This window comes from Enterobacter cloacae complex sp. IR5418 (assembly GCF_049238105.1).
Lineage (GTDB): Bacteria > Pseudomonadota > Gammaproteobacteria > Enterobacterales > Enterobacteriaceae > Enterobacter > Enterobacter hormaechei.
The window spans coordinates 60657-82200 of the sequence record NZ_JBMKHS010000005.1 but is presented as its reverse complement, the minus strand read 5'-3'; the positions used below and the strand labels follow the sequence as shown (position 1 = coordinate 82200).

Annotated in this window: 21 protein-coding genes; 9 read left to right on the top strand and 12 right to left on the bottom strand. The window is 59.3% G+C overall.

Annotated elements, in window-relative coordinates; genetic code table 11:
* The first annotated feature begins 14 nt into the window (after positions 1–14).
* The 3 genes from ACOTX7_RS06115 to ACOTX7_RS06105 are packed head-to-tail and all read left to right on the top strand — an operon-like array spanning position 15 to position 2266.
* Positions 15–617 (top strand): non-oxidative hydroxyarylic acid decarboxylases subunit B, encoded by a 603-nt coding sequence (locus ACOTX7_RS06115; RefSeq protein WP_205921544.1) that lies wholly within the window; start codon positions 15–17, stop codon positions 615–617.
* Positions 607–2034, top strand: a complete 1428-nt coding sequence (locus ACOTX7_RS06110) for a non-oxidative hydroxyarylic acid decarboxylases subunit C (protein ID WP_213828311.1) — start codon at positions 607–609, stop codon at positions 2032–2034. The genes ACOTX7_RS06115 and ACOTX7_RS06110 overlap by 11 nt, the downstream gene beginning before the upstream one ends.
* A gap of 10 nt (positions 2035–2044) precedes the next feature.
* Positions 2045–2266 (top strand): non-oxidative hydroxyarylic acid decarboxylases subunit D, encoded by a 222-nt coding sequence (locus ACOTX7_RS06105; protein WP_221256388.1) that lies wholly within the window; start codon positions 2045–2047, stop codon positions 2264–2266.
* Between the two features lie 92 nt (positions 2267–2358).
* Here ACOTX7_RS06105 and mutS read toward each other — a convergent pair whose 3' ends face one another.
* On the bottom strand, positions 2359–4920 hold the full coding sequence (gene mutS, locus ACOTX7_RS06100; RefSeq protein ID WP_006811754.1) for a DNA mismatch repair protein MutS: 2562 nt from the start codon (positions 4918–4920) through the stop codon (positions 2359–2361).
* A 113-nt stretch (positions 4921–5033) separates the two neighbouring features.
* Positions 5034–5264, bottom strand: coding sequence for a SymE family type I addiction module toxin (locus ACOTX7_RS06095; protein ID WP_006811753.1), 231 nt, complete (start codon positions 5262–5264; stop codon positions 5034–5036).
* 175 nt (positions 5265–5439) lie between these two features.
* Between ACOTX7_RS06095 and ACOTX7_RS06090 the strand changes: the two genes are divergently transcribed.
* Entirely contained in the window at positions 5440–5784 is a 345-nt protein-coding gene (locus tag ACOTX7_RS06090; RefSeq protein WP_047353880.1) for a nitrous oxide-stimulated promoter family protein, read from the top strand.
* 5 nt (positions 5785–5789) lie between these two features.
* Here ACOTX7_RS06090 and ACOTX7_RS06085 read toward each other — a convergent pair whose 3' ends face one another.
* The 10 genes from ACOTX7_RS06085 to hypA form a co-directional block, all read right to left on the bottom strand.
* Entirely contained in the window at positions 5790–7010 is a 1221-nt protein-coding gene (locus tag ACOTX7_RS06085; RefSeq protein WP_221813568.1) for an MDR family MFS transporter, read from the bottom strand.
* Positions 7011–7025: 15 nt separating this feature from the next.
* The gene (locus ACOTX7_RS06080) at positions 7026–7787 is read right to left on the bottom strand and encodes an ABC transporter ATP-binding protein (RefSeq protein ID WP_221813569.1); all 762 of its coding nucleotides are present in this window, start codon (positions 7785–7787) and stop codon (positions 7026–7028) included.
* Positions 7787–8824 carry a FecCD family ABC transporter permease gene (locus ACOTX7_RS06075; protein WP_039274321.1) on the bottom strand — a complete coding sequence of 346 codons (1038 nt, stop codon included), beginning with the start codon at positions 8822–8824 and terminating at the stop codon, positions 7787–7789. Before ACOTX7_RS06075 ends, ACOTX7_RS06080 begins: the two co-directional genes overlap by 1 nt.
* Entirely contained in the window at positions 8824–9822 is a 999-nt protein-coding gene (locus tag ACOTX7_RS06070) for an ABC transporter substrate-binding protein (RefSeq protein ID WP_221813570.1), read from the bottom strand. Before ACOTX7_RS06070 ends, ACOTX7_RS06075 begins: the two co-directional genes overlap by 1 nt.
* Before the next feature lie 150 nt (positions 9823–9972).
* Entirely contained in the window at positions 9973–12045 is a 2073-nt protein-coding gene (flhA, locus tag ACOTX7_RS06065; RefSeq protein ID WP_221256387.1) for a formate hydrogenlyase transcriptional activator FlhA, read from the bottom strand.
* A 62-nt stretch (positions 12046–12107) separates the two neighbouring features.
* Positions 12108–13118 (bottom strand): hydrogenase expression/formation protein HypE, encoded by a 1011-nt coding sequence (hypE, locus tag ACOTX7_RS06060; RefSeq protein WP_221256386.1) that lies wholly within the window; start codon positions 13116–13118, stop codon positions 12108–12110.
* Positions 13115–14236, bottom strand: a complete 1122-nt coding sequence (hypD, locus tag ACOTX7_RS06055) for a hydrogenase formation protein HypD (protein ID WP_221256385.1) — start codon at positions 14234–14236, stop codon at positions 13115–13117. Before hypD ends, hypE begins: the two co-directional genes overlap by 4 nt.
* 3 nt (positions 14237–14239) lie before the next feature.
* The gene (locus ACOTX7_RS06050) at positions 14240–14512 is read right to left on the bottom strand and encodes a HypC/HybG/HupF family hydrogenase formation chaperone (protein ID WP_205921551.1); all 273 of its coding nucleotides are present in this window, start codon (positions 14510–14512) and stop codon (positions 14240–14242) included.
* Positions 14503–15366 carry a hydrogenase nickel incorporation protein HypB gene (hypB, locus tag ACOTX7_RS06045; protein WP_205921552.1) on the bottom strand — a complete coding sequence of 288 codons (864 nt, stop codon included), beginning with the start codon at positions 15364–15366 and terminating at the stop codon, positions 14503–14505. The genes ACOTX7_RS06050 and hypB overlap by 10 nt, the downstream gene beginning before the upstream one ends.
* 3 nt (positions 15367–15369) lie before the next feature.
* Complete coding sequence (gene hypA, locus ACOTX7_RS06040; RefSeq protein ID WP_221256384.1) at positions 15370–15720, bottom strand: hydrogenase maturation nickel metallochaperone HypA; 351 nt, start codon at positions 15718–15720, stop codon at positions 15370–15372.
* A gap of 211 nt (positions 15721–15931) precedes the next feature.
* On the opposite strand from hypA, the gene hycA reads away from it, so the two are divergent.
* The 5 genes from hycA to hycE all read left to right on the top strand — a co-directional run bounded on the left by hycA (position 15932) and on the right by hycE (position 21538).
* Complete coding sequence (gene hycA / locus ACOTX7_RS06035) at positions 15932–16396, top strand: formate hydrogenlyase regulator HycA (protein WP_047353828.1); 465 nt, start codon at positions 15932–15934, stop codon at positions 16394–16396.
* Positions 16397–16468: 72 nt separating this feature from the next.
* A complete protein-coding gene (locus ACOTX7_RS06030) occupies positions 16469–17077 on the top strand; it encodes a 4Fe-4S dicluster domain-containing protein (RefSeq protein WP_205921554.1) in 609 nt (202 codons plus the stop codon).
* Positions 17074–18888: a formate hydrogenlyase subunit 3 gene (gene hycC, locus ACOTX7_RS06025; protein WP_221256383.1), complete on the top strand. Its 1815-nt coding sequence runs from the start codon at positions 17074–17076 to the stop codon at positions 18886–18888. Before ACOTX7_RS06030 ends, hycC begins: the two co-directional genes overlap by 4 nt.
* Before the next feature lies 1 nt (position 18889).
* Positions 18890–19813 carry a respiratory chain complex I subunit 1 family protein gene (locus tag ACOTX7_RS06020; protein ID WP_221256382.1) on the top strand — a complete coding sequence of 308 codons (924 nt, stop codon included), beginning with the start codon at positions 18890–18892 and terminating at the stop codon, positions 19811–19813.
* A gap of 15 nt (positions 19814–19828) precedes the next feature.
* Positions 19829–21538, top strand: coding sequence for an NADH-quinone oxidoreductase subunit C (gene hycE / locus ACOTX7_RS06015; RefSeq protein WP_221256381.1), 1710 nt, complete (start codon positions 19829–19831; stop codon positions 21536–21538).
* Positions 21539–21544 lie beyond the last annotated feature (6 nt).

Here is a 21544-nt window from a genome sequence, read left to right as displayed (position 1 = left end):
AATTGAGGTGCTGAATGAGATTGATTGTGGGAATGACGGGCGCGACGGGTGCGCCATTAGGCGTGGCGTTGTTGCAGGCGCTGCGGGAAATGCCGGAGGTGGAAACGCATCTGGTGATGTCGAAGTGGGCAAAAACCACGATTGAGCTGGAAACGCCCTTCACTGCGCATGACGTTGCCGCACTGGCGGATGTCGTCCACAGTCCGGCCGATCAGGCTGCCACTATCTCCTCCGGCTCGTTTCGCACCGACGGCATGATCGTCATCCCGTGCAGCATGAAAACGCTGGCGGGGATCCGCGCGGGCTACGCCGAAGGGCTGGTAGGGCGTGCGGCAGACGTGGTGCTGAAAGAGGGACGCAAGCTGGTGCTGGTTCCCCGCGAGACGCCGCTCAGCACCATTCATCTTGAGAACATGCTTGCCCTTTCCCGCATGGGCGTGGCGATGGTGCCGCCTATGCCTGCGTACTACAACCACCCGCAAACCGCCGATGACATTACCCAGCATATCGTGACCCGCGTTCTCGACCAGTTTGGTCTGGAACATAAAAAAGCCCGACGCTGGGAAGGTTTGCAGGCAGCGAAACATTTTTCACAGGAGAGTAAAGATGGCATTTGATGATTTGAGAAGCTTCTTGCAGGCGCTCGATGAGCAAGGGCAGCTGCTGAAAATTGAGGAAGAGGTAAACGCGGAGCCGGATTTAGCGGCCGCCGCCAACGCTACCGGGCGCATTGGCGATGGCGCGCCTGCGCTGTGGTTCGATAATATTCGCGGCTTCACCGATGCCCGAGTGGTGATGAACACCATCGGCTCGTGGCAAAACCACGCCATTTCGATGGGGCTGCCAGCGAATACTCCGGTGAAAAAACAGATCGACGAGTTTATTCGTCGCTGGGACAAATTCCCCGTCACGCCAGAGCGTCGTGCCAATCCTGCCTGGGCGCAGAACGCGGTGGACGGGGAAGATATCAACCTGTTCGACATTCTGCCGCTGTTTCGCCTGAACGACGGTGACGGGGGCTTTTATCTCGATAAAGCGTGCGTTGTTTCCCGCGATCCGCTCGATCCGGATCACTTTGGCAAGCAGAACGTCGGCATTTACCGTATGGAAGTGAAGGGCAAGCGTAAGCTCGGCCTGCAACCGGTGCCGATGCATGATATTGCGCTGCATCTGCATAAGGCAGAAGAGCGTGGCGAAGACCTGCCCATTGCCATTACGCTGGGTAACGATCCGATCATCACCCTGATGGGCGCCACGCCGCTGAAATACGATCAATCCGAGTATGAGATGGCTGGCGCGCTACGCGAAAGCCCGTATCCGATTGCGACGGCTCCGCTGACCGGTTTTGATGTGCCATGGGGGTCGGAAGTGATCCTGGAAGGGGTGATTGAAGGCCGGAAACGTGAAATTGAAGGGCCATTCGGTGAGTTTACCGGACACTACTCCGGCGGGCGCAACATGACCGTTGTGCGCATTGATAAAGTCTCTTACCGCACCAAACCCATTTTCGAATCTCTCTACCTGGGGATGCCGTGGACCGAGATTGATTATCTGATGGGACCCGCCACCTGCGTGCCGCTCTATCAGCAACTGAAGGCGGAATTCCCGGAAGTGCAGGCGGTAAACGCCATGTACACCCACGGTCTGCTGGCAATTATCTCCACTAAAAAGCGTTACGGCGGTTTTGCCCGTGCGGTCGGGCTACGTGCCATGACTACGCCGCACGGTCTGGGTTACGTGAAGATGGTGATTATGGTGGATGAAGATGTCGATCCGTTTAACCTGCCGCAGGTCATGTGGGCGCTTTCATCGAAGGTTAATCCGGCGGGCGATCTGGTGCAGCTACCGAATATGTCTGTGCTGGAACTTGACCCTGGCTCCAGCCCGGCGGGGATCACCGACAAGCTGATCATTGATGCCACCACCCCTGTTGCCCCGGACAACCGTGGTCACTACAGCCAGCCGGTACAGGATCTCCCTGAAACCAAAGCCTGGGCCGAAAAACTGACCGCGATGCTGGCGGCACGTCAATAAGGAGGAAAAAATGATTTGTCCACGTTGTGCCGATGAACATATTGAAGTAATGGCAACATCACCGGTGAAAGGTGTCTGGACGGTATATCAGTGCCAGCACTGTCTGTATAACTGGCGCGATACCGAACCGCTACGCCGTACCAGCCGCGAGCATTACCCGGAAGCCTTCCGCATGACGCAGAAGGATATTGATGAGGCGCCGCAGGTGCCAACAATCCCGCCGCTGCTGTAAAAAAAGCCCGGTGGCGCTACGCTTACCGGGCCTACGGGTTTTGTAGGCCGGGTAAGGCGAAGCCGCCACCCGGCAAAAAAGACCGCAGAGAACTAAACCAGACTCTTCAACCGGTAAATCCACTCCAGCGCCTGACGCGGCGTTAGTGAATCCGGGTCGAGATTTTCCAGCGCTTCCACGGCTGGAGAGGTCTCCTCCGGGGCCGCCAGCAGTGACATCTGCGTACCATCTATCTGCGTAGCAGCCGCATTCGGTGACAAGCTTTCCAGCTCACGCAATTTCTGACGCGCGCGTTTGATCACCTCTTTCGGCACGCCCGCCAGCGCGGCGACGGCCAGACCATAACTCTTGCTTGCCGCGCCGTCCTGCACCGTGTGCATAAAGGCGATGGTGTCGCCGTGCTCAAGCGCATCAAGGTGGACGTTAGCCACACCTTCCATTTTTTCTGGCAGCTGTGTCAGTTCGAAATAGTGCGTCGCGAACAGCGTCAGCGCCTTGATTTTATTCGCCAGGCTTTCCGCACACGCCCAGGCCAGAGACAGGCCGTCATAGGTGGAGGTGCCGCGTCCTACTTCGTCCATCAACACCAGGCTGTTTTCTGTCGCGTTATGCAGAATGTTGGCGGTTTCGGTCATCTCGACCATAAAGGTAGAGCGACCGCTTGCCAGATCGTCCGCCGCACCCACACGGGTAAAGATACGATCGACAGGACCAATCTCAACCTTCTGCGCCGGAACGTAGCTACCGATATAAGCGAGCAGCGCGATAAGGGCTGTCTGGCGCATATAGGTACTTTTACCGCCCATATTGGGGCCGGTAATGATCAGCATTCTTCGCTGCGGTGACAGGTTCAGCGGGTTGGCAATAAACGGCTCGTTCAGCACCTGCTCAACCACCGGGTGGCGGCCTTCGGTAATGCGAATGCCGGGTTTGTCAGTAAAGGCTGGACAGGTGTAGTTCAGCGTATCGGCACGCTCGGCCAGGTTAACCAGGACATCCAGTTCGGCCAGCGCAGCGGCGCTCAGTTGCAGGTCAGCCAGGTGCGGCATCAGGATGTCGAACAGCTCGTCATACAGCTGCTTCTCCAGCGCCAGCGCTTTACCCTTCGACGTGAGCACTTTGTCCTCGTACTCTTTCAGTTCGGGAATAATGTAGCGCTCGGCATTTTTCAGCGTCTGGCGGCGAACGTAGTGAATCGGGGCCAGATGGCTCTGCCCACGGCTGATCTGAATATAGTAACCGTGTACCGCGTTGTAGCCGACTTTCAGGGTGTCTAGCCCCAGACGTTCACGCTCGCGGATTTCCAGCTTATCAAGATAATCCGTCGCGCCATCGGCCAGCGCACGCCATTCGTCCAGCTCTTCGTTGTAACCCGGAGCAATAACCCCGCCATCGCGCACCAGAACAGGCGGCGCATCAATGATGGCGCGTTCCAGCAGTTCGCGAAGCTCGGTAAACTCGCCCATGGTTTCGCGCAGCTTTTGCACCGGCGCGCTGTCGATCTCTCCCAGCTGTGCGCGCAGTTCCGGCAACTGCTGGAAAGCGTGACGCATACGGGCGAGATCGCGTGGACGCGCGGTGCGCAATGCCAGGCGCGCAAGAATACGCTCAAGATCGCCCACCTGACGCAGCACCGGCTGCAATTCGGTGTAACGATCCTGCAATGCGGCAATGGTTTGCTGGCGGCCGATCAGCGTGTCGGTGTTGCGGATCGGCATATGCAGCCAGCGTTTGAGCATACGGCTGCCCATAGGGGTAACCGTACTGTCGAGAACCGACGCCAGCGTGTTTTCAATGCCGCCCGCGAGGTTCTGAGTGATCTCCAGGTTGCGGCGCGTGGCGGCATCCATGATGATGCTGTCCTGCTGACGCTCCATGGTAATGGAACGGATATGGGGCAGGGCGGTTCGCTGCGTATCCTTAACGTACTGCAAGAGACAGCCTGCGGCACACAGCCCACGCGGGGCATTTTCCACACCAAAGCCAATCAAATCGCGCGTGCCAAATTGCAGGTTGAGCTGCTGGCGCGCGGTATCAATTTCGAACTCCCACAGTGGGCGACGACGCAGGCCGCGGCGACCTTCGATCAACGCCATCTCGGCGAAATCCTCTGCATAAAGCAGTTCTGCCGGATTGGTGCGCTGTAGTTCAGCCGCCATGGTTTCACGGTCAGCCGGTTCGCTCAGGCGAAAACGACCGGAGCTGATATCCAGCGTGGCGTAGCCAAACCCTTTACCGTCCTGCCAGATTGCCGCCAGCAGGTTATCCTGACGCTCCTGAAGCAGGGCTTCATCGCTGATGGTGCCCGGAGTGACGATACGCACGACCTTGCGCTCAACGGGGCCTTTTGACGTTGCCGGGTCGCCAATTTGTTCGCAGATGGCGACAGACTCGCCCTGGTTCACCAGCTTCGCCAGATAGTTTTCAACCGCGTGATGCGGGATGCCCGCCATCGGGATTGGCTCACCTGCCGACGCGCCACGTTTCGTCAGGGAAATGTCGAGCAGCTGAGATGCACGTTTCGCATCGTCATAAAAAAGCTCGTAAAAATCGCCCATACGGTAAAACAGCAGAATTTCCGGATGCTGTGCCTTCAGCTTCAGATACTGCTGCATCATCGGCGTATGTGCGTCGAAATTGTCGATTGTGCTCATGGAGTTATGATATCCATTTCTTTGAAAATATTACGCTTTGAGCGGCTCAATGGCCGATTGTTCCTACTATTGTCGCATGAAAAAAAGGTGCGGCGCAGAAAAAAGTCACGACTTTACGAGGCATCTTCCGCCATTAATTCAATGATGATTTTCCCGTGCTCGACGCCCACCCGAACCTGCGAGTTGGTGGTAAATCCCGCTTTTTCAAGCCAGTCACCTTTCAGGCTCAGCGCAGCGTGTACGCTGTACCGTTTTGGGATCTTCGTTTTACGGTCTTCATGACGTTTTCTGAAGTAACCCACTTTCAAGTGACGATAGGGTTTGGCGATTGCGATCTCTTGCATAAGCGCTCCGGTGAATGCGGTCAAAGGTGGTTATTTATGCCTGTATAAAATACCAGTAAAACGCAGGGGGAGGAGGGGTAATTCTGGAAGGACGCTTCAGAAAACGGAATGCAATGACTGAAAATGTGCAGATAAAAAGGTATTATAAATGCACTTTATTGTTGGGGACGACGTTATGTCCGGTAAACGTATTTCACGAGAAAAAAAGACGATCGCCAGAATGATCGCCCTGTACGAAAACAGGTGTCCGCAAGCCATAAAAGAAGAGGGGCACTATCCGGCGCTTAATGCGTATGCCGATAAGCGGCTGGATAAATGCGTGTTTGGTGAGGAAAAACCCGCCTGCAAACAGTGCCCGGTGCACTGCTATCAGCCCGCCAGACGGGAAGAGATGAAGCAGGTGATGCGCTGGGCAGGGCCACGTATGTTATGGCGTCATCCGATTCTGACCATCCGTCATCTGATCGACGATCGCCGTCCGGTTCCGGAATTACCGGAAAAGTATCGGCCCAAAAAATAATCGACTCAACGCCGCAGTGGGCGACAAATCACGCTCAGGGCGACGGCGCTGCACAGCGGAAATACCGCCAGCAACAGCCAGGGGTAAATGGCTTGCGTTGAGGGCACCAGCGCCTTGTCCAGCAGGCTCCCTAACGCTAAATTCCCCGCCAGTACCGCGACGCCGCCAGCGGTTGAGAGCGCGCCATAGTGTGCCCCAAGCGTTGACTCCTCGGCAAAAAGTGGGATCAAATCTTTTGCTGACGGCACCAGCAGCATCTGTCCGAGCGTTAAAAGCGTAACAAGGCTTGCAGAGGGCAGCAGGCGCAGCCAGCCCTCCGGCGGCGCTGTCGCGGCAAAGAGCGCCACGCTGGCAAACGCGGCGGAGAGCAGCAAAAAGCCCACTGGTAAGATCCTCACCGCGCCAACCTTTCGGGCGAAACGGGCGAGAGGCAATTGCAGAACAATAATCAGCACCGAGGCCAGCATAAACAGCGGCCCCAGGTCTTTTTCGTTACCCCCGGCACGCTGGATCTCCACCGGCAGCGCCAGATAAAGCTGGTTATAGCTTAACAGCCATGAACTGTAGGCAATGATAAAGGCGACGAAACGCGGCTGACGAAACGTCGTCCACCAGGGCAGAATTTTCAGCGGCTTCGTGCTGTGATGCGCCGCAGGCAGGCAGAAAAAGAGCACGATGAGCGCAACGATAAATATCCCGGCACCAGCGAGCGCAACCTGACGAAAACCCAGCCCCGTCAGCAGGGCGCCCATCACCGGGCCGAGTACGGCGCCGAGTTCACCGCACACCGCGAACAGCGCAAACCACTCCGCGCGGCTGCGTTTACCTTTCGCCTCGCTTTGCGTTCCCGCTTTGGCCAGCAGGGCTTCTATCGATGGTGAGAACAGCGCACCGCCGACGCCCGTCAGACAGGCCCCCAGAATAATGGGCCACAGAGATTGCCCAAAGGCCAGCAGCAGATAACCCGCCACACGGACAATACAGCCGCTAAGGATCACGCTCTTCGCGCCAAACCGGTCTGAAAGCGCGCCGCCGACAATAAACATCCCCTGCTGGGAAAAAGTGCGCAGCCCCAGCACCAGCCCAATCAGCCCGCCGGAGAGCAGCATATCGTCACGTAAGAAGATCGCCAGGAAGGGGACGACTGCGTAAAAGCCGATATTAAACACAAACTGGCTGCCCAGCAGAACGGGCGGCCAGAGGGTGGCGGCAGGGCGAAGAGGCATCGTTTTAACTCACCCTTACACGATGAAATGGATGTGCTTTTTGCCGTGGTACGGCGAGATCTCGATTCTGGTTTTCACTCTGAACACATCCCAGAGTAACGCCTCGGATAAGATTTCCTGCGGCGTTCCGGTCGCCACAATCTGCCCTTGCTGCATCACAATCAGCGAATCGCAGAACATGGACGCGTGGTTAAGATCGTGGATGGCGACGATGCTGGTCACTGGCAGCTCACTGATAAGCTGCATCAGCTGCATTTGATGATGAATGTCCAGATGGTTGGTCGGTTCATCCAGCAGGATCTCGGTGGGCGTTTGCGCCAGCGCGCGGGCGATATGTACCCGCTGACGTTCGCCGCCGGATAAGCTCTGCCAGCCTTGTTCGCTGCGATCCAGCATATCCACGCGTTGCAGGGCGGCGGTGACGGTTTCGTCATCCTGCGCGCTCCAGTTCGAGAAGGGAGAATGGTGCGGAATACGCCCCAGTTTCACGACGTCGCGCACCCGCATATTGGCGTCGGTCATCCCGTGCTGTTCCACAAACGCCACGCGGCGCGCCAGCTGCTTTTTGGCAATACGGGCAATGTCCTTTCCGTCCAGCGTTACGCACCCGGCATCCGGGCGGCGCAGACCCGCCAGAATGCGCAACAGCGAAGATTTACCGCAGCCGTTAGGGCCGAGCAGACCCACCGTTTCACCCCGCGCCACCTTGAGCGACACGTTATTGACGATGACTTTTTTGCCTACCTTCCAGGTGATATTGTCGGCGCAGATGCTCATCACTTATTCCTTGAGCGGTAGATAATCACGGCGAAGAACGGCACGCCCACCAGTGCGGTAACGACGCCAACCGGCAGGCTTTGCGGGGCAATCAGCATCCGCGAGGCGATGTCGGCCAGCACCATCAGGATCGCCCCCGCCAGCGCGCTGGCTATCAGCAGCGTACGGTGTAGCGGCCCGAACAGGAAACGCATGACGTGCGGCACCACCAGTCCGACAAAACCAATAGACCCCGCCATACTGACGATGGTCGCGGTGATCAGCGCGGTGGTGGTGAACAAGGCAAGACGCACCCAGGGTACGGCAATGCCCAACGAGGCGGCGGCGTCATCACCAAAGGTAAAGGCGTCCAGCGCCCGGGAATAGTAAAGACAGACGGCAAGGCCCGCCAGCACCACAACCAGCGCCAGCTGGAATTCTGGCCAGCGCACGCCGCTAAAGCTGCCCAGCAGCCAGAACATCACGTCACGCGCCTGTTGTGCGCTGGCAGAGGTGCTGATGGTATAGGCGGTAATGGCGTTAAACAGCTGAGAGGCCGCCACGCCCGCCAGGATCGTGCGTTCATTGCCGCCGCGTGCGCCGTTGGTCAGGAAGGCGACGAAGGCAAACGCCGCAAAAGCGCCGGCAAACGCGCCCGCAGAGAGCGACACCGCGCCGGTGCCGATGCCCAGGACGACGACCGACACCGCCCCGGTTGAGGCACCCGCCGATACGCCGAGCACGTAAGGTTCCGCCAGCGCGTTCTTCAAAAGGCTTTGCAGCACGGCGCCGCAGATGGCTAACCCGGCCCCGCAGCAGGCCGCCACCAGCGCGCGGCTGAGACGAAAGTCCCAGATAACGCTTTCATAGATACGGTTGAGCGGAACGTCGGTCAGCCCCAGCTTATTACCAATGGCGTAAAAGACGTTGGAGAGCGGAATCGACAGCTCACCGACGCTCACGCCGAGGGCTATCACAAGAAACAGCAGGACGACGGCAAGCAGAGCAGAGGTGGTCAGAAACAGGCCCTGTCGGGCCTGAAGTACGGCTGCCGTCATCAGTTCAGTCCCAGTTTTCTGAGCTGTTCACCGACCTGCTCAGCACCGTAAAGCGTACGGATGGTCGGGTTCATGGCCTGGCCGTCCATCACGACGATATGGCCTTTTTTGACAGCATCAAGCTGGCTGACGGCAGGGTCGCTTTTGATAAATTTGATTTTTTCTTCCGCGTTATCCAGCGCCCAGCGGTTACGATCCAGGCTGGAGACCACAATCACGTCCGGATTTGCGGCAATAATGCTTTCCCAGCCCACGGTCGGCCATTCGGATTCTGAGGTAATGGCGTTATGACCACCCAGCACGTTAGCAATAAAGCCGGAGGCGCTGTTTTTGCCGCCGACATAGGCATCAGCCGACGGCGAGGAGCTTGAGAACCAGAACACAAAGGAGAGGTCTTTTTTGTTTTTGCCAAATTCCTGGCGCAGGTCGGCTTCACGTTTTTTGAAACCGGCGATAACGGCCTGACCGCGCGCTTCCACGTTGAAAATCTTCGCGAAATCTTCAATCTCTTTATAAAGGTAGATCATGTCCCACAGCGCCTGGCGGCTGCCGTACATGTCCCCTGCGGCTTTTTTGGTGGCGCACATGCCCGGGGATAAATAGCTGTTTACGCCAACGGTGGCCAGGTCTTCGCGTTTTGCGACCTTACTTTCCGGTCCGAGCAGCAGCGGCAGCTGTGCAGGAACAAAATCAGGGTTTTGCGCAAGGATGGATTCAAGCGTCGGAATTTCGACGGTCAGGGTTTTGATTTTTGCATTCTGCTCAGCCAGCTGCGGCAATACTTTGGTCGGCCAGAAGGCGCTGGCTTTCACCTTATCTTCCAGACCCAGCAGAAGCAGGATCTCGACGGTATTCTGACCCAGGGCCACGACGCGTTCCGGCGCTTTGGTGAACGTCTCTTTATATCCGCAATTTTCTATCGTGAGCGGATACGTGGTAGCCAGAGCTGTACTCATTGATGCCACCGCCAGGCCTAACGCGCAGAGAACCTTTTTCATTAAACGCTACCCTTCATTAAAATTATTTTGATGCAAATGAAACGCATTATTAAGGCGGAATTTTATACAGAGGAAAATATATTGTGTCAATGTGGGACAATTACGCAGAGTAATGAAAAGCGGCGCCATGAAAGGCGCCGGAATGACGGGTTAAAGCAGGCTCTCTTTATCGATTCCCAGACGCTTCATGCGTGAGAGCAGGGTGGTGCGTTTCAGCCCCAGCCGCTGGGCTGCGCCCTTAGGCCCGGCGACCACGCCGTTGGTCTCCTTCAGCACGCGCATAATGCGCTGATATTCATCTTCTCCCTCTTTCGCAAGCGCGGTTGCGGCCACGGGTGTTTCAGGGAGAGCAACCTCTGGCAGGGAGAGCTGGAGCACGTTCCCGCGCGTCAGCAGGACCGCGCGCTCAATGACGTTTTCCAGCTCGCGTACGTTCCCCGGCCACTCCATCGCCGAGAGGGTGCGTAGCGTTTCGGCAGGAATACTGTCGATATTCCGCCCCATCCGGCGGGCAATCTTCGCGGTAAAAGCTTTCACCAGCAGCGGAATATCTTCCGGGCGCTCGCGCAGCGGCGGCAGGCAGATCGGGAAGACGTTCAGGCGATAGTAAAGATCGCTGCGAAACTCGCGGTCGGCGACCATTTTTTTCAGATCGCGGTTGGTGGCGGCAATCAGACGCACGTCAGTCTGGATTAGCTTGTTGCTGCCGAGGCGCTCAAATTCCTGCTCCTGCAAAACGCGCAGCAGTTTAGGCTGTAGCTCCAGCGGCATATCGCCCACTTCGTCGAGGAACAACGAGCTTTTATCCGCCAGTTCAAAACGGCCCAGCCGCTGGCTGCTGGCGCCGGTAAAGGCGCCGCGCTCGTGGCCGAACAGGTCGCTTTCCAGCAAGCCCGCAGGCATCGCCGCGCAGTTCATCTTCACCATCCGGCGGCTGTTGCGGTTGCTCAGGTTGTGAATGGCGCGGGCAATCAGCTCTTTTCCGGTGCCGGTTTCACCGAGGATCAGCACCGTGCTGTCGCTCTGCGCCACCATTTCCACCTGCTTGAGGACGCTGTACATGGCATCGCTGCGTCCGATGATTTCGCCAAACTCGCTGTCCACGTTGTTGAGCTGTTCGGTCAGCGCCAGGTTTTCGTCCACCAGCCGCTCCTTCAGGCGATGGATCTCCTGATAGGCGAGGGCGTTATCCAGCGCAATGGAGATACGCTCGGCGATCTGGCGCAGCAGCTTCAGGTTGGCGGTGGTAAATACGGCTTCATCGCACTGCGCCAGTTTAAGCACGCCGAGCATGGTGTTGCCGGACATCAGCGGCAGCAGGCACAGGGTCTGGATCTTGTTGCCCCAGGTGTTGAACAGCATGCGTTCGTAGGGGGCTACCGGATCCTGTTCGCTGAGATTCAGCAGCAGGATCTCTTTGCTTTTGAATACCCGCTCGGACAGCGTTCCGGCCTCGTCCACTTCACTCTGCTCGTGCGCCGGGTTAGCTTCATCGAGGTAGTGGGTAGAGTAGATGTTCAGCTTGCCTCTCCGGTTGCCGCGTAACGCAATGCTGATGGCGTCGATTTTAAAATAGTGGTGGATCTCTTTTGACACTTCGCTGACCAGCTCATCCATATCGAGGCGGGAGAGCACGGCGTTGGTGATGGCGACCAGAATGCGGAAGTTATCGCGCTCGCGGCTCAGCAGGTCGTAATCCACGTTATTGGTGACGCGGCTTTGGATCTGCTCCGCGACAACGGCCACAATCTGGGTAAAGGTGTGCAGGCGTTCGTACTCCGCCTCGCTCCAGGGCTGGTCGGTATCGCGGATAAACTCGCAGCCGCCAAAAATTTGCCCTTCCACCGCCAGCGGCAGCATGCTGTAGTGGCCGAACGGGCGGTAAAGGTTGCTCTCTGCCAGCTTCGGCCAGGCCTGGCGAAACTGGTCATAATTGCAGTGCAGCGCTTCCGGGCGGGAGAGAATACGCCGCACCGGCCCGTGGGCCAGAAACGTTTCATCCTCATATTCGAAGATTTTGCCGTTATCACGCGTTGAGAAATAGCTCGCGCGGTGGGTTGCGCTATGCCAGAGCACAATGGCGGCGCTGTCCGCCAGCGCTGATTGCCTGACCAGCCGCGTCAGGGTATCGCTTAGCGCACCCAGGTCGGGCTGTTGTAAAAGTGTGCGCGTGATGTCAAACAGGCCCTGCTGTCCAAGATCGCTCATCGGTGTATACGGCATTATTGCTTTCCAATAGAAACTGGCAAAAAGAGAAATTCAGCGCTGACCGCTTTTGGCGCGGCCTAGCAAATTCGGGGTAACGGTTCAGCGTGCGGCAGATCCAGCGTGCGCTTCACGCCGTAAAGCCCGGTCAGGCGCACCCCTTTGCGCTCAACCACGTCGCCGATGATGGCCGCGTCTTTCCCTAAGGGATGCGCTCTTAACTGTGCAAGTACGGCTTCCGCCGCCGACCGTTCCACGCCGATCACCAGCTTGCCCTCGTTGGCAAAGTTAAGCGGGTCCAGCCCTAAGAGTTCGCACAGCCCGCGTACGGCAGGCTTAACGGGCAGGCCGCGCTCGGTCAGCTCAATCCCGCAGCCGCTGCTTGCGGCAAATTCGTGTACCACGGCATTCACGCCGCCTCGCGTGGCATCGCGCAGGGCTTTTACGCCCGGCATGTCGCGCAGCGTCTGGATCAGCGGCGTGAGTACCGCGCAGTCGCTGCGAAGCTCGCCATCCAGCCCTAAGCCTTCGCGCAGGTTAAGAATAGTCGCGCCGTGGCAGCCCAGCATGCCGCTGACAATCAGCACGTCGCCTGCGCAAAGCTGCTGCGCCCCCCAGTGAATGTCGGCGGGGATCGCCCCCATGCCAGCGGTGTTGATGAAAAGCTTATCCGCCGCGCCGCGCTGTACCACCTTGGTATCCCCGGTCACGATGGCGATCCCCGCCTCGCGGGCGGTGTGCGCCATGCTGTTGACCACCGCCGTGAGGGTCTCCATCGGTAGACCTTCTTCAAGGATAAACCCGCAGGAGAGGTAGCGCGGAAGGGCACCGCTGACGGCCACGTCGTTTGCCGTGCCGCAGACGGCGAGCTTGCCGATATCGCCGCCCGGGAAGAACAGCGGGTCAATCACATAGCTGTCGGTGGAGAAGGCCAGCCTGTCGCCGTGTGCGGTGAGCGTTGAGAGCGCGATGCGCGCCTGATCCTCCTGCTCGGCGAGCCAGGGGTTATCAAAGGCGTCCATGAACAGCCGGTTAATCAGCTGCTGCATCGCCTGTCCACCGCTTCCGTGCGCCATTTCCACCGTGTTCATGCTTCACACTCCTGGTTGCGATATTGATACCACGCGGCGCATGCCCCTTCGGAAGAGACCATCAGCGCGCCAAACGCGGTTTGCGGGTTACAGGCGTTGCCAAATAACGGGCAGTGATGAGGTTTACATTTGCCGGTGAGTACGTCGCCACAGCGGGCGCGGGGATCGTCGCACACCTGTTGCGGCTGCGGGCGGAAATGCGCTTCGGCGTCGAACGCGCGATACGCGGGCGTCAGGTGTACGCCGGATCCGGTAATCAGCCCCAGTCCGCGCCACTCGCTGTCGCCTTCGACGCTAAACACGTCGGCGATTGCCTGCTGTGCCCGTCTGTTTCCTGCATCGGGCACCACGCGGCGATACTGATTTTCCACCGTACTCAGGGCCGCTATTTTCTGCTCAACCAGCATGACCACGCCTTGCAGTAGATCAAGTGGCTCGAAACCAGCCACCACTAACGGACGATTGTACTGTTCAGCGATAAAACCGTAGGCTTCTGTGCCAATCACCATGCTGACGTGGCCTGGCGCCAGAAACGCATCGATACCGTTATCCGGCGCTTCAAGCAGGCTGCGCAGCGTGGGAATAAGGGTGATGTGCTGGCAGAAAAAGTAAAAGTTAGTGACGTTGCGGGCTTTCGCCTGCTGGAGCGTGATGGCGGTGGCGGGCATGGTGGTCTCAAAACCCAGCCCGAAAAAGACGACCTTGCGCTCAGGGTTATCCATCGCCAGCGTCAGGGCATCCATCGGCGAGTAGACGATCCGCACGTCCGCGCCGCGCGCCTTCGCCTGGAGCAGCGAGCCATTTTTCCCCGGCACGCGCATGGCGTCGCCAAAGGTGCAAAAAATCACACCGGGGCGGCTGGCGATGTCGAGACAGCTGTCGATACGCCCCATCGGCAGCACGCACACCGGGCAGCCGGGGCCGTGGATAAACTCGATGTTCTCCGGCAGCAGCTGGTCGAGGCCAAATTTAAAGATGGCGTGGGTGTGTCCGCCGCACACCTCCATGATCCGCAGCGGTTTTTCTGGCGTGTAGTCCAGCAGCGACGCGCGGGTTTTCAGGCAATCGATAAGCTGTAACACCTGCTCAGGTGCGCGAAATTCATCAACGTAACGCATGGGTTATCGCTCCTCGCCGTACAGGAGCGCACCCACGTCCGGCTCGACGTCAAACATATTCTGTAGCGCGTCCAGCGTGTCGCGGGCTTCCTCCTCATTAATTACGCTCATGGCAAACCCCACGTGGACCAGCACCCACTGGCCGAGGCGTGATGCGCCGGTCTCATCCTGGCTGCCCACCAGCGTCAGATCGACATCTCGCAGGATGCCACAGACCTCCACTTTGGCCTGATTACCGTCGAGGGAATGAATTTGTCCGGGGACGCCTATGCACATCGTTCGCTCTCCAGCCAGTTCAGCCAGCCGTCCATCCCGTCGCCGCGCGTGGCGGACACCAGCAGGATCTCAATGTCCGGGTTCACTTCCCGGGCGTAAGCCAGGCACTTATCCACGTCGAAATTCAGGTACGGCAGCAGGTCGACCTTGTTCAGCAGCATGAGGGAGGCGGCGGCAAACATATGCGGGTACTTCAGCGGCTTGTCTTCCCCTTCGGTGACGGAGAGCACCGCCACTTTATGCCGTTCGCCGAGGTCGAAGCTTGCCGGGCACACCAGGTTGCCGACGTTTTCAATAAACAGGATACCGTTATCCGCCAGCGGCAGACGCGGAGCGGCGTCGGCGATCATCTGCGCGTCCAGGTGGCAGCCTTTTCCGGTATTGACCTGAATCGCGGGCGTACCGGTTTCGCGGATGCGCGCCGCGTCGTTAACGGTTTGCTGGTCCCCTTCGATAACGGCGCAGGAGACGCGTTTATTCAGCCGTTTGAGCGTTTCGGTCAGCAGGGTGGTTTTGCCGGAGCCGGGGCTGGAAACCAGGTTCAGCACCAGCTGTTTGCGCGCGGCAAAGCGGGCGCGGTTGCGGGCGGCGAGCTGGTTATTTTTGTCCAGCACGTTGATCTCCACCTCCAGCATCTGGCGCTGGCTGATGCCCGGCGCGTGGGTACCCGCTTCGCCGTGACCGTAATGCAGGTCGCCCGCGTCGGAACGCTGCGGCGCAAAGGTGATGCCGGTCAGGGCCGCCGCGGGACGCGGGGCAGGGGAAAAGGGCGCGGAACGAAACGCGGAGTGGGGACGGTGTTCATCCCCTTCTATATACAGGTTGCCTTCGGCGCAACCGCAGGTACTACACATACTTTACTCCTTCTCGATTTCGAGGCGTTGGATCTGCATACCGTCATCTGCCACGATGCGCAGCCCTGCGCTCTGGCACTGTGGACAGCGCTGCACCTTCGATGACAGCAGCGTGACGTACTCCTGACACTGCCCGCACCAGCACTCCGCCTGCTGCTCCTCGATATGCAGCGCGCAGCCTTCCGCCAGCGTGCCGCGGCACACCAGCTCAAAACAGAAATGCAGGGCGCTGGTTTCAACACAGGAAAACGCTCCGACCTTCAGCCAGACGCCGGTCACGCGCTTCGCGTGGTTTTGCACCGCCTGCTGTTCGATAAGTTCCAGTGCCCGCTGGCAGAGGGTGATTTCGTGCATGACGCCTCCTCAATGATTTGCGCCAGTAAATGCAATAACGGTGCCAGATTGATTTGTGTTACGGCGTGACGATGTCAATGCTGTCGAAATGACACGTCGACACCGCGGTGGTGACAGTGCGAATCTCGATAAAAGTCATTGAAATCAACGTATTAAAAACTGGCACGAAATCTGCTTAACAGCCGCTAACTCCATTAACCGGATACCTTTTATGACTATTTGGGAAATTAGCGAAAAAGCGGATTACATCGCGCAACGTCATCAGCAGCTTCAGGAGCAATGGCACCTGTACTGCAACTCACTGATCCAGGGGATCACGCTGTCGAAGGCCCATCTGCACCACGCCATGAGCTGTGCGGCACAGGGGGATATGCGTTTTGTTCTGTTTGGTCACTTTACGATTTACGTCACCCTGGCGGAGACCTTCAACAGCCACACGATTGAGTACTACGTCGAGACGAAAGAGGGCGACAGACACTGTATCGCCCGGGCGCAGCTGATGGCGGACGGCATGGTGGACGGTCACGTCAGCAACCGCGATCGCCAGCAGGTGCTGGAGCACTATTTGGAGAAAATCGCGCCGGTTTACCACGGCCTCTACGCCGCCGTTGAGCACGATCGGCCAGTCAACCTGAAACAGCTGATCGACGGAAAATCCTCCGCGAACGTGGCCTGAAAAGCGAGTGTCGAGAAGTGTCGATAAGACAGTTTTTTTCGTCAAAAATGACCATCACCAGAGGATGACCCGGTGAACCGTTTTGTAATTGCTGACTCGACGGTCTGTATTGGCTGTCGAACCTGTGAGGCGGCGTGCTCGGAAACGCATCGTCTGCACGGGCTACAGTCCATGCCGCGCCTGCGCGTCATGCGTAATGAGAAAGAGTCTGCTCCGCAGCTCTGCCACCACTGTGAAGATGCCCCGTGCGCGGGCGTCTGTCCTGTCAATGCCATCACCCGCGTTGACGGCGCGGTACAGCTGAATGAAAGCCTGTGCGTGAGCTGCAAGCTGTGCGGCATCGCCTGTCCGTTCGGTGCCATTGAGTTTTCCGGTAGCCGTCCGCTGCATATTCCGGCGAATGCCAATACCCCGAAAGCGCCGCCTGCGCCGCCCGCTCCGGCACGCGTGAGCACGCTGCTGGACTGGGTGCCCGGCATCCGCGCTATCGCGGTGAAGTGCGACCTGTGCAGCTTCGATGAACAGGGTCCGGCCTGCGTGCGGACCTGTCCGACCCGGGCGCTGGTCCTGGTCAACATCCGCGACATTGCCCGCACCAGCAAACGCAAGCGCGAGCTGACCATTAATACCGACGTCGGCGATCTTTCGCTGCTGCGGGCGCTTAACGAGGGGGCGAAATGAACGCGATTGCTATGATGACCAGCGGCGTGGCCTGGTTTGCCGCCGCCGCTGTCCTGGCGCCGATGGTCTCCTTTAATAAAACGCTGAGCGGCTGGATCGCCGGTATCGGCGGGGCGGTCGGCAGCCTGATGACGCTGGCAGCGGGCGGCGTTGTCCTGATCGACGGCCAGTCCGTCGACACCATTATCCCGCTGATTCACCACGCCGTTGAGCTTACGCCGCTGAACGCCATCTGGCTGGTCACCTTTGGCCTCTGCGGGCTGTTTATCAGCCTGTTTAATATCGACTGGCACCGCCATCCGCACACCAGAGCCAACGGCCTGCTGGTCAATCTGCTGATGGCCGCCGCAGTCTGTACGGTTATCGCCAGTAACCTTGGCGCGCTGGTGGTGATGGCTGAAATCATGGCCCTGTGCGGCGTGTTCCTGACCGGATGCAGCGCTTCCGGCAAGCTGTGGTTTGCGCTTGGACGCCTCGGCACGCTGCTGCTGGCGCTGGCCTGCTGGCTGGTGTGGCAGCGTTTCGGCACGCTGGATTTTGCCGCGCTGAACGGACAAATGCTGGGCAATGACGTCTGGCTGTTGGGCGTAGTCGGTTTTGGCCTGCTGGCCGGAATTATCCCGCTGCACGGCTGGGTGCCGCAGGCGCATGCGAATGCCTCTGCACCCGCCGCTGCGCTGTTTTCTACGGTGGTGATGAAGGTCGGTCTGTTCGGCATTCTGACGATAACCCTGACGGGCGGCCAGCCACCGCTGTGGTGGGGCGTGGCGCTGCTGATTGCGGGGATGATCACCGCATTTGTCGGCGGTCTGTACGCCCTGATGGAGCACAATATTCAGCGCCTGCTGGCCTACCACACCCTGGAAAACATCGGGATCATCCTGCTCGGTATGGGCGCGGGCGTCACCGGGCTGGCGCTCAATCAACCGGCGCTGATTGCTGCCGGGTTTATCGGCGGTCTGTATCACCTCATCAACCACAGCCTGTTTAAAAGCACCCTGTTCCTCGGGGCGGGCAGCGTCTGGTTCCGCACCGGTCATCGGGATATCGAAAAGCTCGGCGGCATCGGCAAAAAAATGCCCGTCATTTCGCTGGCGATGCTGGTCGGGCTGATGGCGATGGCCGCGCTGCCGCCGCTGAACGGCTTTGCCGGAGAGTGGGTGATTTACCAGTCTTTCTTTGCGCTCGGCCAGAGTGAGGCGTTTATCGGACGTTTACTCGGCCCGCTGCTGGCGGTGGGCCTGGCAATCACCGGCGCGCTGGCGGTGATGTGCATGGCGAAAGTCTATGGCGTCACCTTCCTCGGCGCACCGCGCACCCGCGAAGCGGAAAACGCCTGCTGTGCCCCGGTACTGATGTGTGCCAGCGTGGTCGCGCTGGCGCTGTGCTGCATCGCGGGCGGGGTAGCCGCGCCGTGGCTGCTGCCGCTGCTGGGCCACGCCATTCCGCTGCCGCTGGCGACGGCACATACCGTCGTCTCCCAGCCGATGATGGCGCTGCTGCTGATTGCCGCGCCGCTGCTGCCGTTCGTGCTGATGCTGTTCTTCAGACGCGACCGTCTCGCCTCCCGCTCGCGCGGCGCGGCGTGGGCCTGCGGCTACGAACACGAGCAGTCGATGGTTATCACCGCCCACGGTTTCGCCATGCCGGTGAAGGAGAACTTTGCCGCCGTGCTGAAGCTGCGCCACTGGCTGAACCCGGTGGGCTGGGTGCCCGGCTGGCAGGGTGCCGCCGTGCCCGTGCTGTTCCGCCGTCTGGCGCTGATCGAGCTGGCGGTGCTGGTGGTGATTGTCATTTCACGAGGAGCCTGACATGAGTCTGTTACTGGCAATTCTTCAGGCGCTGGTGCTGTTTGCCGCCGCGCCGCTGCTGTCGGGCATCACGCGCGTGGCGCGCGCCCGGCTGCACAACCGTCGCGGGCCTGGCGTGCTTCAGGAGTACCGCGATCTCTTCAAACTGCTCTCCCGTCAGAGCGTCGCGCCGGATGCCGCAGGCTGGGTGTTCCGCCTGACGCCGTTCGTGATGGTGGGCGTGATGCTGACCATCGCCACCGCGCTGCCGGTGGTGACGGTGGGTTCGCCGCTGCCCGTGCTGGGCGATCTGATTACGCTGATCTACCTCTTCGCCATCGCGCGTTTCTTCTTTGCGATTGCGGGCCTGGACACCGGCAGCCCGTTTACGGGGATCGGCGCCAGCCGCGAGGCGATGCTCGGCGTGCTGGTGGAGCCAATTCTGCTGCTGGGGCTGTGGGTGGCGGCGCAGGTTGCAGGTTCGACCCACATCAGTTTTATCACCGACACCGTTTACCACTGGCCGGTTTCACGTTCTCTCCCGCTGGTCCTGGCGCTCTGCGCCTGCGCGTTCGCCACCTTTATCGAGATGGGCAAGCTGCCGTTCGATCTCGCGGAAGCGGAGCAGGAATTACAGGAGGGGCCGCTCACCGAATACAGCGGCTACGGCTTTGCGGTGCTGAAGTGGGGCATCAGCCTCAAGCAGCTGGTGGTGTTGCAGATGTTCGTCGGCGTTTTCTTCCCGTGGGGGCAGATGACGCACTTCTCTGCGGGCGGCCTGCTGCTGGCCATGGTGGTTGCCGCCCTCAAGCTGCTTATCGGCGTGCTGGTCATCGCCCTGTTTGAAAACAGCATGGCGCGCCTGCGTTTTGTCGAAACGTCACGCATCACCTGGGCCGGTTTTGGTTTTGCATTTTTAGCGTTCGTCTCCTTGCTGGTGGCGTGATTAAAGAGAGTGTTTATGTCTGAAGAAAAGAAAGGTCAGCAGTATCTCGCCGCATTGCATCAGGCTTTCCCGGGCGTGGTGCTGGAGGAGTCCTGGCAAACCAAAGACCAGGTAACCGTCACCATTAAGGTGAACTACCTGCCGGAGGTGGTGGAGTTTCTCTACTACCAGCAGGGCGGCTGGCTGTCAGTACTGTTCGGCAACGACGAGCGCCAGCTGTGCGGCAACTATGCGGTGTACTACGTGATGTCGATGGAGCAGGGCGAGAAGTGCTGGATCACCGTGCGCGTCGAAGTCGACCCGAACAAGCCGGAGTACCCGTCCGTCACGCCGCGCGTGCCTGCCGCCGTCTGGGGCGAGCGCGAAGTGCGCGACATGTACGGCCTGGTGCCGGTTGGCCTGCCGGACGAGCGTCGTCTGGTGCTGCCGGATGACTGGCCGGATGAACTCTATCCGCTGCGCAAAGACAGTATGGACTACCGCCAGCGTCCGGCGCCGACCACCGACAGCGAAACCTACGAGTTCATCAACGAACTCGGCAGCAAGAAGAACAACGTGGTGCCGATCGGCCCGCTGCACGTGACCTCCGACGAACCGGGCCACTTCCGCCTGTTTGTCGACGGCGAGAACATCATCGATGCCGACTACCGCCTGTTCTACGTCCACCGCGGCATGGAAAAGCTGGCGGAGACCCGCATGGGCTACAACGAAGTCACGTTCCTCTCTGATCGCGTGTGCGGCATCTGCGGCTTCGCCCACAGCACCGCCTACACCACCTCGGTGGAAAACGGCATGGGGATCGTGGTGCCGGAGCGCGCGCAGATGATCCGCGCCATCCTGCTGGAGGTGGAGCGCCTGCACTCGCACCTGCTCAACCTCGGCCTGGCGTGTCACTTCGTCGGCTTTGACTCCGGGTTTATGCAGTTCTTCCGCGTGCGTGAAGCGTCGATGAAAATGGCGGAAATTCTCACCGGGGCGCGTAAAACCTACGGCCTGAACCTGATCGGCGGGATCCGCCGCGACCTGCTGAAGGGCGACATGATCCAGACCCGCCAGCTGGCGCAGCAGATGCGCCGGGACGTGCAGGAGCTGGTGGACATGCTGCTCAGCACGCCAAACATCGAGCAGCGCACCGTCGGCATCGGTCGTCTTGATCCTGAAATCGCCCGCGACTTCAGCAACGTCGGCCCGATGGTACGCGCCAGCGGTCACGCCCGCGATACCCGCGCCGATCATCCGTTCGTCGGCTACGGCCTGCTGCCGATGACCGTGCACAGCGAGCAGGGCTGCGACGTCATCTCCCGCCTCAAGGTGCGCATCAACGAGGTGTTCACCGCCCTGAACATGATTGACTTCGGTCTCGATAACCTACCCGGCGGCCCACTGATGGTGGAGGGCTTCACCTACATTCCAAACCGCTTTGCCCTCGGCTTTGCCGAAGCGCCGCGCGGGGATGACATCCACTGGAGCATGACCGGCGACAACCAGAAGCTCTACCGCTGGCGCTGCCGCGCGGCGACCTACGCCAACTGGCCAACCCTGCGCTATATGCTGCGCGGTAATACCGTCTCTGACGCGCCGCTGATCATCGGCAGCCTTGACCCGTGCTACTCCTGCACCGACCGCATGACCGTGGTGGACGTGCGCAAGAAGAAAAGCCAGGTGGTGCCATACAAAGAGCTTGAGCGCTACAGCATCGAGCGTAAGAACTCGCCGCTGAAATAAGGACTC

Coding starts and splice junctions, on each gene's coding strand:
- ACOTX7_RS06115 (WP_205921544.1), top strand. CDS start 15: ATGAGATTGATTGTGGGAATGACGGGCGCGACGGGTGCGCCATTAGGC.
- ACOTX7_RS06110 (WP_213828311.1), top strand. CDS start 607: ATGGCATTTGATGATTTGAGAAGCTTCTTGCAGGCGCTCGATGAGCAA.
- ACOTX7_RS06105 (WP_221256388.1), top strand. CDS start 2,045: ATGATTTGTCCACGTTGTGCCGATGAACATATTGAAGTAATGGCAACA.
- mutS (WP_006811754.1), bottom strand. CDS start 4,920: ATGAGCACAATCGACAATTTCGACGCACATACGCCGATGATGCAGCAG.
- ACOTX7_RS06095 (WP_006811753.1), bottom strand. CDS start 5,264: ATGCAAGAGATCGCAATCGCCAAACCCTATCGTCACTTGAAAGTGGGT.
- ACOTX7_RS06090 (WP_047353880.1), top strand. CDS start 5,440: ATGTCCGGTAAACGTATTTCACGAGAAAAAAAGACGATCGCCAGAATG.
- ACOTX7_RS06085 (WP_221813568.1), bottom strand. CDS start 7,010: ATGCCTCTTCGCCCTGCCGCCACCCTCTGGCCGCCCGTTCTGCTGGGC.
- ACOTX7_RS06080 (WP_221813569.1), bottom strand. CDS start 7,787: ATGAGCATCTGCGCCGACAATATCACCTGGAAGGTAGGCAAAAAAGTC.
- ACOTX7_RS06075 (WP_039274321.1), bottom strand. CDS start 8,824: ATGACGGCAGCCGTACTTCAGGCCCGACAGGGCCTGTTTCTGACCACC.
- ACOTX7_RS06070 (WP_221813570.1), bottom strand. CDS start 9,822: ATGAAAAAGGTTCTCTGCGCGTTAGGCCTGGCGGTGGCATCAATGAGT.
- flhA (WP_221256387.1), bottom strand. CDS start 12,045: ATGCCGTATACACCGATGAGCGATCTTGGACAGCAGGGCCTGTTTGAC.
- hypE (WP_221256386.1), bottom strand. CDS start 13,118: ATGAACACGGTGGAAATGGCGCACGGAAGCGGTGGACAGGCGATGCAG.
- hypD (WP_221256385.1), bottom strand. CDS start 14,236: ATGCGTTACGTTGATGAATTTCGCGCACCTGAGCAGGTGTTACAGCTT.
- ACOTX7_RS06050 (WP_205921551.1), bottom strand. CDS start 14,512: ATGTGCATAGGCGTCCCCGGACAAATTCATTCCCTCGACGGTAATCAG.
- hypB (WP_205921552.1), bottom strand. CDS start 15,366: ATGTGTAGTACCTGCGGTTGCGCCGAAGGCAACCTGTATATAGAAGGG.
- hypA (WP_221256384.1), bottom strand. CDS start 15,720: ATGCACGAAATCACCCTCTGCCAGCGGGCACTGGAACTTATCGAACAG.
- hycA (WP_047353828.1), top strand. CDS start 15,932: ATGACTATTTGGGAAATTAGCGAAAAAGCGGATTACATCGCGCAACGT.
- hycC (WP_221256383.1), top strand. CDS start 17,074: ATGAACGCGATTGCTATGATGACCAGCGGCGTGGCCTGGTTTGCCGCC.
- ACOTX7_RS06020 (WP_221256382.1), top strand. CDS start 18,890: ATGAGTCTGTTACTGGCAATTCTTCAGGCGCTGGTGCTGTTTGCCGCC.
- hycE (WP_221256381.1), top strand. CDS start 19,829: ATGTCTGAAGAAAAGAAAGGTCAGCAGTATCTCGCCGCATTGCATCAG.